This window comes from Bradyrhizobium glycinis (assembly GCF_016031655.1).
In the GTDB taxonomy this organism is placed as follows: Bacteria; Pseudomonadota; Alphaproteobacteria; order Rhizobiales; family Xanthobacteraceae; genus Bradyrhizobium; species Bradyrhizobium glycinis.
Genome location: NZ_JACCHQ010000023.1, coordinates 67428 through 79898 on the forward strand (window position 1 = coordinate 67428; position 12471 = coordinate 79898).

The 12471-nt window shown below is 63.7% G+C and carries 13 protein-coding genes; 5 read left to right on the top strand and 8 right to left on the bottom strand.

The genetic code is table 11. From position 1 onward, the window contains the following. Positions 1-10: 10 nt before the first annotated feature. The 5 genes from sufC to HZZ16_RS37580 all read right to left on the bottom strand — a co-directional run bounded on the left by sufC (position 11) and on the right by HZZ16_RS37580 (position 4816). Positions 11-763: a Fe-S cluster assembly ATPase SufC gene (gene sufC, locus HZZ16_RS27600; RefSeq protein ID WP_197952980.1), complete on the bottom strand. Its 753-nt coding sequence runs from the start codon at positions 761-763 to the stop codon at positions 11-13. A 61-nt stretch (positions 764-824) separates the two neighbouring features. Next, entirely contained in the window at positions 825-2321 is a 1497-nt protein-coding gene (sufB, locus tag HZZ16_RS27605; protein ID WP_197952981.1) for a Fe-S cluster assembly protein SufB, read from the bottom strand. 113 nt (positions 2322-2434) lie between these two features. Then, entirely contained in the window at positions 2435-3574 is a 1140-nt protein-coding gene (locus HZZ16_RS27610) for a cysteine desulfurase family protein (protein ID WP_197952982.1), read from the bottom strand. Positions 3575-3626: 52 nt separating this feature from the next. Next, positions 3627-4196, bottom strand: coding sequence for an acyltransferase family protein (locus HZZ16_RS37575; RefSeq protein ID WP_246510468.1), 570 nt, complete (start codon positions 4194-4196; stop codon positions 3627-3629). Next, positions 4115-4816: an acyltransferase family protein gene (locus HZZ16_RS37580; RefSeq protein WP_246510471.1), complete on the bottom strand. Its 702-nt coding sequence runs from the start codon at positions 4814-4816 to the stop codon at positions 4115-4117. The genes HZZ16_RS37575 and HZZ16_RS37580 overlap by 82 nt, the downstream gene beginning before the upstream one ends. A 176-nt stretch (positions 4817-4992) precedes the next feature. On the opposite strand from HZZ16_RS37580, the gene HZZ16_RS27620 reads away from it, so the two are divergent. Then, positions 4993-5832: a LytTR family DNA-binding domain-containing protein gene (locus HZZ16_RS27620; RefSeq protein WP_246510473.1), complete on the top strand. Its 840-nt coding sequence runs from the start codon at positions 4993-4995 to the stop codon at positions 5830-5832. 349 nt (positions 5833-6181) lie between these two features. Further along, positions 6182-6829 carry an alpha/beta hydrolase gene (locus tag HZZ16_RS27625; RefSeq protein ID WP_025036034.1) on the top strand — a complete coding sequence of 216 codons (648 nt, stop codon included), beginning with the start codon at positions 6182-6184 and terminating at the stop codon, positions 6827-6829. A gap of 10 nt (positions 6830-6839) precedes the next feature. Here HZZ16_RS27625 and HZZ16_RS27630 read toward each other — a convergent pair whose 3' ends face one another. The 3 genes from HZZ16_RS27630 to HZZ16_RS27640 form a co-directional block, all read right to left on the bottom strand. Next, positions 6840-7163 (bottom strand): DMT family transporter, encoded by a 324-nt coding sequence (locus HZZ16_RS27630; protein WP_197952984.1) that lies wholly within the window; start codon positions 7161-7163, stop codon positions 6840-6842. 10 nt (positions 7164-7173) lie between these two features. After that, on the bottom strand, positions 7174-7851 hold the full coding sequence (locus tag HZZ16_RS27635; protein ID WP_197952985.1) for a glutathione S-transferase family protein: 678 nt from the start codon (positions 7849-7851) through the stop codon (positions 7174-7176). Between the two features lie 111 nt (positions 7852-7962). After that, positions 7963-9066, bottom strand: coding sequence for an anhydro-N-acetylmuramic acid kinase (locus tag HZZ16_RS27640; RefSeq protein ID WP_197952986.1), 1104 nt, complete (start codon positions 9064-9066; stop codon positions 7963-7965). A 166-nt stretch (positions 9067-9232) separates the two neighbouring features. Between HZZ16_RS27640 and tyrS the strand changes: the two genes are divergently transcribed. The 3 genes from tyrS (at position 9233) to HZZ16_RS27655 (ending at position 12442) form a co-directional block, all read left to right on the top strand. Continuing rightward, positions 9233-10486, top strand: a complete 1254-nt coding sequence (gene tyrS, locus HZZ16_RS27645) for a tyrosine--tRNA ligase (RefSeq protein ID WP_197952987.1) — start codon at positions 9233-9235, stop codon at positions 10484-10486. A gap of 56 nt (positions 10487-10542) precedes the next feature. Beyond that, positions 10543-11802 (top strand): MFS transporter, encoded by a 1260-nt coding sequence (locus tag HZZ16_RS27650; RefSeq protein WP_197952988.1) that lies wholly within the window; start codon positions 10543-10545, stop codon positions 11800-11802. A 199-nt stretch (positions 11803-12001) separates the two neighbouring features. After that, a complete protein-coding gene (locus HZZ16_RS27655; RefSeq protein ID WP_197952989.1) occupies positions 12002-12442 on the top strand; it encodes a DoxX family protein in 441 nt (146 codons plus the stop codon). Positions 12443-12471 lie beyond the last annotated feature (29 nt).

Consider the following 12471-nt stretch of genomic DNA (forward strand, 5'->3'; position numbering starts at 1 on the left):
CAAACAATCCTTACGCGGCGTCCTCGAACTGGGCGTAGCCGGACGCTTCCAGCTCCAGTGCCAGCTCCTTGTCGCCGCTCTTCACGACGCGTCCCTTCGACATCACGTGCACGAAATCAGGCACGATGTAGTTCAAGAGCCGCTGATAGTGGGTAATCACGATCATCGCGCGCCCCGGCGAACGCAGCGCGTTGACGCCGTCGGCGGCGATGCGCAGCGCGTCGATGTCGAGGCCGGAATCCATCTCGTCGAGGATGCACAGGCTCGGCTCGAACAGCGCCATCTGCAGCACCTCGTTGCGCTTCTTCTCGCCGCCGGAGAAGCCGACATTGACGCCGCGCTTGAGCATGTCCTGCGGGATGTTCAGCGACTTCGAAACCTCGCGAACCTTCTTCAGGAAATCAGGCGTCGAATATTCGCCCTCGCCGCGCGCCTTGCGCTGCGCGTTCAGCGCGGTGCGCAGGAAGTTCATGGTGGCGACGCCGGGGATCTCGACCGGGTATTGGAACGCCAGGAACACGCCCTTGGCGGCGCGCTCGTCGGGATCCATCTCCAGCAGGTCCTCGCCCCTAAACAGGATCTGGCCGTCGGTAACTTCATAGCCGGGCTTGCCGGCGATGACGTGCGAGAGCGTCGACTTGCCGGAGCCGTTCGGCCCCATGATCGCGTGCACCTCGCCCTCGTTTACGGTCAGCGTCAGCCCGTGGAGGATCTCACGCTCCTCGACACGAACCTTGAGGTCTTTCACTTCAAGCAAAGCCATCTTGGTATCCAGTCTATTCAATTGATGTTGGAGCGCCTGAGCGCACCGCGAGGGTCGGCGATCAGCCGACCGACCCTTCGAGCGAGATCGAGATCAGCTTCTGCGCTTCCACCGCGAACTCCATCGGCAGCTGCTGCAGCACGTCCTTGACGAAGCCGTTGACGACGAGGCCGACCGCTTCTTCCTGGCTGAGCCCGCGCTGGATGCAGTAGAACAGCACGTCCTCGGAGATCTTCGAGGTCGTCGCCTCGTGCTCGAACGTTGCCGACGAGTTCTTCGCTTCGATGTAGGGCACGGTGTGCGCGCCGCATTTGTCGCCGATGAGCAGCGAGTCGCAGGCGGTGAAGTTGCGGGCGCCGGTCGCCTTGCGATGCGCCGTGACGAGGCCGCGATAGGTATTCTGCGACTTGCCGGCGGCGATGCCCTTGGAGATGATCCGGCTCGACGTGTTCTTGCCGAGATGGATCATCTTGGTGCCGGAATCGACCTGCTGGAAGCCGTTCGAGATCGCGATCGAGTAGAACTCGCCACGGGAATTGTCGCCGCGCAGAATGCAGCTCGGATATTTCCAGGTGATCGCAGATCCGGTCTCGACCTGGGTCCAGGAGATCTTGGAATTGGCGCCGCGGCAGTCGCCACGCTTGGTGACGAAATTGTAGATGCCGCCCTTGCCTTCCGAATTGCCGGGATACCAGTTCTGCACCGTCGAGTACTTGATCTCGGCATCGTCCAGCGCGACGAGCTCGACCACGGCGGCATGCAGTTGGTTCTCGTCGCGCTGCGGTGCGGTGCAGCCTTCGAGATAGGAGACGTAGGAGCCCTTGTCGGCGATGATCAGCGTGCGCTCGAACTGGCCGGTGTTGCGCTCGTTGATGCGGAAATAGGTCGACAGCTCCATCGGACAGCGCACGCCGGGCGGCACGTAAACGAACGAGCCGTCGGAGAACACCGCCGAGTTCAGCGTCGCGTAGAAATTGTCCGAGGTCGGCACCACCGAGCCCAGGTATTTCTGCACCAATTCAGGGTGCTCGCGGATCGCCTCGGAGATCGGCATGAAGATCACGCCGGCCTTCTTCAGCTCGGCCTTGAACGTGGTCGCGACCGAGACCGAGTCGAACACCGCGTCGACCGCGATCTTGCGGCGGGCCGGATCGTCCTCGCCCACCTTGGGCTCGATGCCCTCGAGCATGGCGACTTCCCGCAGGGGAATGCCGAGCTTCTCGTAGGTCTTCAGGATCTCCGGATCGATCTCGTCGAGCGAGGTGACCGTCTTCTTCGGCTTTGGTGCCGCGTAATAGTGGATGTCCTGGAAGTCGATCTTGGGATAATTGACGCGCGCCCAGGTCGGCTCGGTCATGGTCAGCCAGCGCCGATAGGCTTCCAGCCGCCACTGGAGCATCCAGGCGGGCTCGTTCTTCTTCTGGGAGATGAATTTTACGATCTCTTCCGACAGCCCCTTGGGAGCCTTCTCGGAGTCGATCAGGGTCTCAAACCCATAACGATACTGGTCGACGTCGATGCGCTTCACGCGCTCGACCGTCTCTTGTACGGCTGGCATTCCATCCTCCGCTCGCGGTTTCAAGGACCGCGGTGGATCAAACTCGGACGAGTATTACGATATTTCGCTGCGGAAAGCACGGGCTTAGAACCATTCAAGCCGTGTTTCGTCGCTCAACCCTTAAGTAGGGTATTAACAAGCTTTCGCCAAGCCTCTAACGCCCGATTGATGTCCTCAGGTTCGGTGGACCAGCCCAGACTGAGACGCACCGCTCCCTGGGCCACCCCGGGATCATAGCCCATCGCCGACAGGACGTGGGACGGCTGTACCTTTCCGGAAGAACAGGCGGAGCCGGAAGAGACCGCGATACCCGCCAGATCGAAGCCAATCACGGCGGTTTCTGCCTTCAGGCCCGGCGCCGTGAAAAGCACGGTATTTGGCAACCGCGCCACGTCGTCCGCAAAGACTGTCGTCCTGGGATTATCGCGAAGGCCATTTTCCAAACGATCTCTAAGGCTTGCCATGCGCTTCACATCTTCCGGCAGAGCCTGAAGCGCAGCCTTCACCGCAGCCCCAAAGGCGGCGATTCCGGCAATGTTTTCGGTTCCGGCCCGGCGGTTGAGCTCCTGCCCGCCGCCCCGCAGCACCGGCTCCAGGCCGCCTATCCCCTCGGTCATCACCAGGGCGCCGACCCCCTTGGGGCCGCCGATCTTGTGCGCAGAAAAGGTCGCAAGGTCTGCGCCCACCGAATTGATATCGAACGGCATTTTGCCAAGCGCCTGGATTGCATCGACATGCAGCAGGCCGCCTGCCTCGTGGACAATGTTTGCGGTCTCCGTGACGGGCTGAAGGGCGCCGGTCTCGTTGTTAGCGGCCATGATCGAGACTAGGGCCGGCGGGCCGCCCTTGAGCAGCGCCTTCAAATGATCGAGGTCGACCACGCCGGAGCGCGTGACCTGGATCAGTCCGATCTTGTCGGCCGGGAACCGGCCGCCTGATAGCACCGAGGCGTGCTCGACCGCCGAGACCAGCAACCGCTCGACAGGTCCGGCGGAGGCGCCCCGCAAACCCGGCGAGAGCGCCAGCGCATTGGCCTCGGTTCCAGCAGAGGTGAAGACAACGTTGCGCGGCTGCGCCCCGACAGCGGCTGCAAGCGTCGCGCGAGCCTCTTCGACTAGCCGCCGCGCCTCCCGCCCCTCGGCATGGACCGAGGATGGATTGCCGACCAGGTCGAAGGCCGCGACCATCGCCGCCCGCGCCTCGGGGCGCAGCGGCGTGGTCGCATTCCAGTCGAGATAGACACGGTTCGGCATCTGGCCCTCTTAGCACCTTTTGTCGTCCGGCCAATCGGACGAGGTGCGGTCGTCAGGCCGGCTGCTGCTCCACCCTTCGCAGGGTTCGCGGCACCACCCGCAACCCGAACAGCGGCCGCAGCCAGGCAACGCGCCGTACGATTTCGTAGCTCGCCACACATGTGAGCGCGGTCCCGAGGATGACAATGGACGCTTCGATCCCAGCCGACAGGCCGCTGTCGTGCAATTGATGCGCGATCACGATGATCGCGGTCTGATGGAGGATGTAGTACGGGAAGATGGCGTCAGTCAGATAGCGCCGCGCCGGGCTGTCGGCTGCGAAGGTGCGCCGCGCAAAGCCCAGCACGGCGGCGATGGCGAGCCATTGATAGCAGCCATAGGCAAGGGCCGCGAACCACCTCAACATGGACGACGGCGCAAACAGGCCGGCGCGTACCAGGATGAAGGCAGCGAAGCAGGCGGCGGCCGCCAGCAGGGCCACGGAACGCTGGCGCTCAAGATCGCGCCAGATTCCCTCCTGCTTGGCCAGCAGGAAACCGCTCAGGAAGGCCGTGGCGTGGTCCGCGTGGTTGTACCAGTCGCCAAACAGGGCGTGTGTCGAAGGGAAAGCCGGGAACAGCACAGGCGCCAGCCCGCATACAGCAGGCAGGGCGCGATCAGGAGCCATGGGCCGGCGAGCACGCCAGCCAGCTTCCGGCCAAGCCAGTCAGCTCCGGCCGGCCATAACGCGAGCACGCCAATCAACGCCATCGTGTAGATCCACAGATAGACCACGAACCAGAGATGGTTCCAGGTCGGCAACACGATGCAGGGATTCGGACAGAACTGCGCGCCGAAGGCAAAGTAGTGCCTGGTATAGAAATCGAAGAAGCCGGCGGGATAGCCGAGGCTTTCGACGATCTGGAGATAGGACTGCGGCGGCACGATCACGAGCATGCCGAAGATGAGCGGGATCAGGAGCCGCGCCGACCGCGCGCCGGCGAGCGAGGCGAGGCTCGACTTGCCGAGCATGAAGCGGGTGGCAACCCCTGATACCAGGAACAGTAGCGACAGCCGCCATGGGTTGACGAACAGCATCACCGGTTCCAGCCAGGTCAGCCGGTGCACACTCTTGATGTGAAATCCCCAGGACACGTAGAGCATGCCGACGTGGTAGAAGATCAGGAGCCCAAAGGCTAAAATCCGCACCCAGTCCAGGTCGATACGCCTGTCCGAGCTTTGGAATGGCTGTGGTGTTGTCATGGTTTTCTGCTCCTTGACGGGACGACGAACGCGGTTTTGGGGCCATGGCTGACACCGAAAATGCTCCGCCTGCAGCGCACGTCGAGCCGGTTTGGGATCAGAATCGGACGCGAGGGGATGAGCCGCCGGCGGCTGGGACAAGTCGTGGATCTTCAGGGACCAGCGGCGGCGACCGGATGATGCTCGCGGCGATCGCGGGCGTCACGCTCGCGATCGGAGTAGTCAATGCGTTTTCGTTCGCCCAGGACGCGGCCTGGCGCGGCGACAACTACGACATCGGCCGGCGGCTGTTCTGGGAGATGTCGAGCATCGCCGTCATCCTGCTGTTGCTGCCGGTTCTCATTTTGGCGGTCCGCCGCATGCGCCGGACACCAGGCTTCGCCGCTCAGGCGGCCATCGGGGCGATCGCCGTGCTCGGCTTCTCCACCCTCCACATCACCGGCATGGTCTGGGTGCGGAAGCTCGCGCTCTGGCTCGCCGGCGGCGCCTACGATTTCCATTTCTCGCTCGCGACGGTCCTGTACGAATTCCGCAAAGACGCCGTGGCCTTTGTCCTGATCGCCGCCGCGATATGGCTGCTCGAAAGCCGGCGTGAGCTGAAGAGCGCGGCAGTCGCATCGTCGGCGCCGCCGTCCTCACCACAGCCATCGTCACCCGATCTGATCTGGCTGCGCGACGGCACGAGCCGCATCCGCGTGGTGCCGCGCGATATCCTCTGGGTCGCGTCCGCCGGCAATTACATCGAATACAGTCTCGCCGACGGGACCCAGCACCTCATACGCGGCACGCTGGCGGCGGCGGAAAGCGAGCTGGCGCGCTTTTCGATCGTTCGCGTTCATCGGACCAAGCTTGCCAATCTCGACCGGGTGCGCGGCGTGGACCTCAAGCCTTCGGGAGATTTCGAGCTCGCCTTCGACAACGGCCAGACGCTGGGCGGCAGCCGGCGCTACCGGCCGGCGGTCGCCTCGCTCGGAAGCCGAACGGCGCCGGCGGGAAGCGCCACCGGCGCTTCCTAAACAATCGGGATTTCAATGGGTTGAACACTGCCCTCCGGGCAGGACGGCCGGCTCTTGCCGTGCTTGAGTTGATTCAGGCAGGTTCCGAGGCTCGGAGGCAAGCCAGAGATGACATTGCAATGACCGGCTAAGCTCTTGAGCTCATTGAGAGATGTCGAAGAAGCTTGCTTTTTGACCCTGGCCTTGTGCTAGAAGCGCGCGTCAGTTCACCTGCGCGCCACTCGCGCATCATCCGAGGGCGCGCCTCTCCACCTTTCATCCGTGCTCTCGTTGGCGGCAACGCTGCGAGAGCCACAATCGGACGATTGCGCAGGGATCACCTCCAAGGGACTTAGATCAGAGATCATCGATGCCTGAAGTCATTTTCACCGGCCCTGCCGGTCGCCTCGAGGGCCGCTATCACCCGGCCAAGCAGAAGAACGCGCCGATCGCGATGATCCTGCATCCGCATCCGCAGTTCCACGGCACGATGAATCATCAGATCGTGTACCAGTGCTACTACGCCTTTGCCCATCGCGGCTTCTCGGTGCTGCGCTTCAACTTCCGCGGCGTCGGCCGCAGCCAGGGCTCGTTCGACCACGGCACCGGCGAATTGTCCGATGCGGCCGCCGCGCTCGACTGGGCGCAGACCATCAATCCCGAGGCGCGCGCCTGCTGGGTCGCCGGCTTCTCCTTCGGTGCCTGGATCGGCATGCAGCTCTTGATGCGCCGGCCCGAGGTCGAGGGCTTCATCTCGATCGCGCCGCCGGCCAATCTCTATGACTTCTCGTTCCTCGCGCCCTGCCCGTCCTCAGGCCTGATCGTGCATGGCGAGAAGGATGCGGTGGTGCCGCCCAAGGACGTCAACACGCTGGTCGAGAAGCTGAAGACGCAGAAGGGCATCGTGATCGACCAGCAGATCATCCCCGGCGCCAACCACTTCTTCGACTCCAAGCTCGAGCCGCTGATGGAAACCATCACGGCTTATCTCGACATGCGCCTCGCCAACGTGCGGTGAGGGCTGCGGCTCAAGCCAGCTTGAGCGCGACGATCCCCATCAAGACGAGCGCGATGCCGGCAAGCTTCATCGCGCTCAAGGTCTCGCCGAACAGCACCACGCCCATCAGGAAGGTGCCGGCCGCGCCAATGCCGGTCCACACCGAATAGGCGACGCCGACCTCGAGCACCTTCAAGGCGCGCCCGAGCAGGAATACGAAGGCAGCGAGCAGCACGAGCGAGGCGACGCTCCAGCCGGCACGGGTATACCCTTCGGCATATTTCATCGCGATCGCCCAGCCGACGTCGAGCAGGCCCGCGATCACCAGCATCAGCCAAGCGAGGGATTGCGACATCGGACCGGGCTCACGCGGCGAGCTTGAGCAGATGCGCGTCGTGGCGAACGAGGAAGGCGCGCAGCAATTGCGGATAGTCTTCGCCGACGGCAGTGCGGACACTTGGACGTTTCGCCAGTTCGGCGCGCCATGCACGGACCTTCGGAACATCCGTGAAGATGCCGTGCTCGGTCAGTTCGTCGAACAGATCGAAGTAACGGAAGACAGGTGCGAACACCGCATCGACCAGACTGAACGCCTGGCCGGCGAAGTACGGGCCCGCGCCGAGCGCTGCCTCGACCCGCGCGAATTTTGCCGCGAGTGCCTGCCGCTTGCTTTCGAACGTCGCGGCATCGGTGGTCGTTTCCAAGCCCCAGAGGTCGCCGAGAATTGCCGAGCCGAACTCCATCCACGCACGGTGCTCGGCCCGCTGCAACGGATCCGCCGGATGCAGCTTGCTGCCTGCTTGCGTCTCCTCGATGTATTCGCAGATCACGTTGCTTTCGAACAGCGCGACCTCGCCCCGATCGGTCGTCACCACCAGCACCGGCACCTTGCCGAGCGGCGAGAGCTTCAAGAACCAGTCCGGCTTGTTGGCGAGATCGATATCGATCTGCTCGAAAGGCACGTCCTTCTCCTTCAGCGCGATCACCGCACGCTGCACGTAGGGACAAAGCTTGTGGCTTATCAGTTTCAGTGAAGCGGTCATGGCAACGATCCCGGCAGTTAGATGCAACTGCATCAAATATAGATGCACTTGCGTTCACCCGTCAAGATCAATGCATTTGCATCAACCGGGCGTGATCGTCAGGCAGTATCTTCAGGGCCTGGCGATCACCCCGCCGGTCATCGGCATCGGCACGCCCGTCGTCGCCGGATAGGACAATGGCAGCCCTTTCATGCCGCGGACGGCGAGAAAGCCGAAGGCCTGGGCCTCGATGGCGTCGGAGGCCCAGCCGAGCGTTTCGGCCGCCTCGACGGTGGCCGAGCCCACCCGTTCCCGCAGCATCCGTAGCATGGTGAGGTTGCGCGCGCCGCCGCCGCAGACGATCCAGCTGCGCGGCCGCCGCGGCAACAGCGGAATGATGCGGGCGATCGCGGTCGCAGTGAAGGCGGTCAGGGTCGCCGCGCCGTCGGCAGGCAGCACGTCGCCGAGCCGCAGGGCCGCAAAATCGTTGCGGTCGAGCGATTTCGGCGGCGGGCTTGCGAAGAAGGGCAGCTCCAGCGCCCGCGCAATCCAGGCTTCATCCACCTTGCCGAGCGCGGCGAATTTGCCTTCCGCATCGAACGCCTGGTTCATGGTGCGGTACATGAAATCGTCCAGCAACGCGTTGCCGGGGCCGGTGTCGCAGGCGATCAACGTATCATTGCCGTCGATATAGCTGATGTTGGAGACGCCGCCGATATTGACTACGACGATCGGCCCTTCGCGCTCCAACGACTGGGCCAGCGCACGGTGGTAGACCGGCACGAGCGGCGCGCCCTGCCCGCCGGCTTCGACGTCGGCGGCGCGGAAGTCGTACATCAACGGAATATGGATGGTCCTTGCCAATGCCGCCCCATCGCCGATCTGCACCGTCAGCCGTCTTTCGGGCCGGTGCAGCACGGTCTGGCCGTGGAAGCCGACAATGTCGATGTCCTCCGCCCGCATCCGGTTCTGGGCGAGGAAGGCTGCGACCGCCTCGGCATGGGCTTGCGTCACCGCATGCTCAGCATCGCCCAGAATGCCCGGGCGGGCATCGCGTTGCTGCAGATGCACGGCCTCGCTCAGCGCCTGGCGCAGCAGGTTGCGCTCGGCCGGGCCGTAGGGCCGGTAACCGGTCGGCCCGAACGCCTTCACCTGCTTTCCGTCGGTTTCGATCAGCGCGACATCCACCCCGTCCAGGGAGGTGCCGCTCATCAAACCGAGTGCCGTCAACATCATGGACCAGCGTCCTCAAGCGACCTGCCCTGGCATGCCGATCTTGTGCCAGAGGGACACATCTTATAATGCCAACGCGCCAAGTGGCGGGCGGCCAATCGGGTTCCCGCGGAAGACCCTTAAATTGCCCCCAAAACGGTAAACCAAGAATTGTCAGGCACGCCGACAGATGACTGCATTTAAATCGGATTTCCTCAACACCCTGCAGGAACGTGGATTCATCCACCAGTGCTCCGATTTCGAGGGGCTGGACGCGCTCGCCGCCAAGGGCGAGGCGACGGCTTATGTCGGCTACGATTGCACCGCCCGCTCGCTGCACATCGGCAACTACCTGACCATGATGATGCTGCACTGGCTGCAGCAGTCCGGCAACAAGCCGATCACCCTGATGGGCGGCGGCACCACCATGGTGGGCGATCCCTCCGGCAAGGATGAGACGCGCGCGATGCGCACCATCGCCGAGATAGAGGCCAACAAGGAATCGATCCGCGGCGTGTTCGCCAAGGTGCTGCGCTATGGCGAGGGCAAGAGCGACGCCGTCATGCTCGACAATGCGGAATGGCTGACCAAGCTGAACTGGATCGAGATGCTGCGCGACGTCGGCCGGCACTTCTCGGTCAACCGCATGCTGACCATGGATTCGGTGCGGCTGCGCCTCGAGCGCGAGCAGGAGATGAGCTTCATCGAGTTCAACTACATGGTCTGCCAGGCCTACGACTTCGTCGAGCTGGCCAAGCGCACCGGCTGCCGCCTCCAGATGGGCGGCTCGGACCAGTGGGGCAACATCATCATGGGCGTCGATCTCGGCCGCCGCATGGGCACGCACCAGCTGTTCGCGCTGACGACGCCGCTGCTGACGACCGCCTCGGGCGCCAAGATGGGCAAGACCGCGCAAGGCGCGGTGTGGCTCAACGCCGACCAGTTCTCGCCGTACGACTTCTGGCAGTACTGGCGCAACACCGAGGACGCCGACGTCGGCAAATTCCTGAAACTGTTCACGACGCTGCCGATGGCCGAAATCAGGAAGCTCGAGGCGCTCGGCGGCTCGGAGATCAACGAGGCCAAGAAGGTGCTCGCGACCGAAGCGACCGCGCTGCTGCACGGCCGCGACGCCGCGCGCGAAGCCGCCGAGACCGCGCGCCGCACCTTCGAGGAAGGCGCCCTCGCCGAAAGCCTGCCGACGGTGGAAATTCCGCGCGGCGAGTTCGACGCCGGCCTCGGCGTGCTTAACGCCTTCGTCAAGGCCGGCCTCGTCGGCTCCAACGGCGAAGCGAGGCGCCAGATCAAAGGCGGCGGCCTGCGCGTCAACGACGCGCCCGTCACCGACGAGAAGATGGCATTGTCGGCAGGCAACCTGACGCCGGAAGGCGTGATCAAGCTGTCCTTCGGCAAGAAGAAGCACGTGCTCATCAAGCCTGCATAGGCGTATGAGCTTTTCACTGCTTGTCAGGGCGGACGGATGCGCGCTCCCTGACGGCAATGGACCAGAACACGCCCAGGGAAGCGTCGGGGGAACACACGCGCAGTGTGCGGCAAGGCGCTGTGCGCACCGCCCTCGTCGTGCTCGCACTGTGCTTCACGCTGGCGGTGCTCGGCCGCGGGCTCAGCGAGAGCTTCACGGTCTTCCTCAAGCCGATCTCCGAAAGCCTGGGCTGGGATCGCGCCCAGGCCGTCTCGATCTACTCCCTCACCTGGCTCGTCAGCGGGCTGACCGCACCCTTGGTTGGGCGCCTGTTCGATCATTCCGGCCCGCGCCTCGTCTATGCGCTCGGCCTGCTCCTGCTCGGTTCGGCCTTTCTGATCGCAAGCCACGCGCAGGCGCTGTGGCAATTCCAGCTTTCGATCGGCATCTGCGTCGGCATCGGCGTTGCCTTCATCGGCAATGTGCCCAACTCGATCCTGCTCGGCCGCTGGTTCGGACCACGTCTGCCAACCGCGATGGCGGTGGTCTATTCGGCAATGGGCGGCGGCGTGCTGGCCTTGCTGCCAGCCTCGCAGCTTCTGATCGATCATCTCGGCTGGCGCGAGACCTACCAGGTCTATGGAATCGTCGCGCTCGGGCTGCTGGTGCCGCTGCTGCTGCTGCCCTGGCGCATGTTCGCCGCCGGCTCGCCGCACGTCGCCAAGAAGAGCGATCCTGACTTCGTCGACAGTGGCTGGACGCTTGCGAGCGCGATTCGGCACCATGCCTTCTGGGCGCTGTTCTCGACTTTCTTCTTCACCGCGGTCGGCATGTATTCGATCGCGGCGCAGATCGTGGCCTATCTGATCGACGCCGGCTTTCCGCCGCTCCAGGCTGCCACCGCCTGGGGCTTCTCCGGCGTCGTGTTGGTGTTCGGCATGCTCGGCGTCTCCGCGCTGGACGGCCTGATCGGACGCCGGCCGTCGGTGCTGCTCAGCTACGCGATCTCGATCCTCGGCATCATTCTGTTGTGGCTGCTGCAGTACTATCCGAACGTCGTCCTGCTCACCGGCTTCGTCGTCTGCTTCGGCAGCATGATGGGCTCGCGCGGACCGCTGATCAGCGCCACCGCGATGAAGATCTTTCGCGGCAAGCGCGTCGGCACGATCTTCGGCACGATCTCGATCGGCAGCGGCCTCGGCTCGGCCTTCGGCTCATGGAGCGGCGGCCTGATCCACGATGCCACGCGCGGCTACAATCTCCTGCTCGTTTTCGCACTTGCGAGCGTGATCCTCGGAATGATTCCGTTCCTGGTCGTCCCTGCTTTGCGGGAATAGGTCTCTTCGAGGTAACCAGGGCAAGTGCGTGTCACCGGGAAACTACTGACGGAACCTGCGTCTCGCGCGAGACGAACACATCAGCCTGCGGTGTTTTGCCCGACATGACGAAAATGTCAGCGTGGAATTGATCCTCAGTGGCTTGCGAGACGAAACTGAATACGCTCCAAGTCGCGCATTGGATGGAGGGCACAAACCAATGGACTTTCCCTATCTCTCTCGCTTTCAGCCGGTTCTGCTGAGCCTGTTTCGCTTCATCACCGGCCTGCTGCTGTTCCAGTACGGCGTCGCCAAGCTGTTCAAGTTTCCGGCTGTTCCGATGTTCGCCAAGGTCGAGCTGCTGTCGCTTTACGGCGCGGCCGGCACGCTCGAGCTGGTGCTTGGCGGATTGTTGATGATCGGCCTGTTCTCGCGACTGACAGCCTTCATCTTGTCCGGTGAAATGGCTTTCGCCTACTTCATGGGCCACATGTTCAGGGGCGAGACGCCGGTCTTCCTGCCGCTGCTCAACGGCGGCACTGCGGCGATCCTGTTCTGCTTCGCCTGCCTCTATCTGGCGGCATCCGGCGGCGGCTCGATCAGCGTCGATGCCGCAATGGGCAAGGAGAGCGACGCGGGCGGCGCGTACGCGCGGCGCTGACGCGGGTTTCTGAATGGCAAAGACGGCAC

Coding starts and splice junctions, on each gene's coding strand:
- HZZ16_RS27620 (WP_246510473.1), top strand. CDS start 4,993: ATGATGCTCGCGGCGATCGCGGGCGTCACGCTCGCGATCGGAGTAGTC.
- HZZ16_RS27630 (WP_197952984.1), bottom strand. CDS start 7,163: ATGTCGCAATCCCTCGCTTGGCTGATGCTGGTGATCGCGGGCCTGCTC.
- tyrS (WP_197952987.1), top strand. CDS start 9,233: ATGACTGCATTTAAATCGGATTTCCTCAACACCCTGCAGGAACGTGGA.
- HZZ16_RS37580 (WP_246510471.1), bottom strand. CDS start 4,816: ATGACAACACCACAGCCATTCCAAAGCTCGGACAGGCGTATCGACCTG.
- HZZ16_RS27610 (WP_197952982.1), bottom strand. CDS start 3,574: ATGCCGAACCGTGTCTATCTCGACTGGAATGCGACCACGCCGCTGCGC.
- HZZ16_RS27625 (WP_025036034.1), top strand. CDS start 6,182: ATGCCTGAAGTCATTTTCACCGGCCCTGCCGGTCGCCTCGAGGGCCGC.
- HZZ16_RS27635 (WP_197952985.1), bottom strand. CDS start 7,851: ATGACCGCTTCACTGAAACTGATAAGCCACAAGCTTTGTCCCTACGTG.
- HZZ16_RS27640 (WP_197952986.1), bottom strand. CDS start 9,066: ATGATGTTGACGGCACTCGGTTTGATGAGCGGCACCTCCCTGGACGGG.
- HZZ16_RS27650 (WP_197952988.1), top strand. CDS start 10,543: ATGGACCAGAACACGCCCAGGGAAGCGTCGGGGGAACACACGCGCAGT.
- sufC (WP_197952980.1), bottom strand. CDS start 763: ATGGCTTTGCTTGAAGTGAAAGACCTCAAGGTTCGTGTCGAGGAGCGT.
- HZZ16_RS27655 (WP_197952989.1), top strand. CDS start 12,002: ATGGACTTTCCCTATCTCTCTCGCTTTCAGCCGGTTCTGCTGAGCCTG.
- sufB (WP_197952981.1), bottom strand. CDS start 2,321: ATGCCAGCCGTACAAGAGACGGTCGAGCGCGTGAAGCGCATCGACGTC.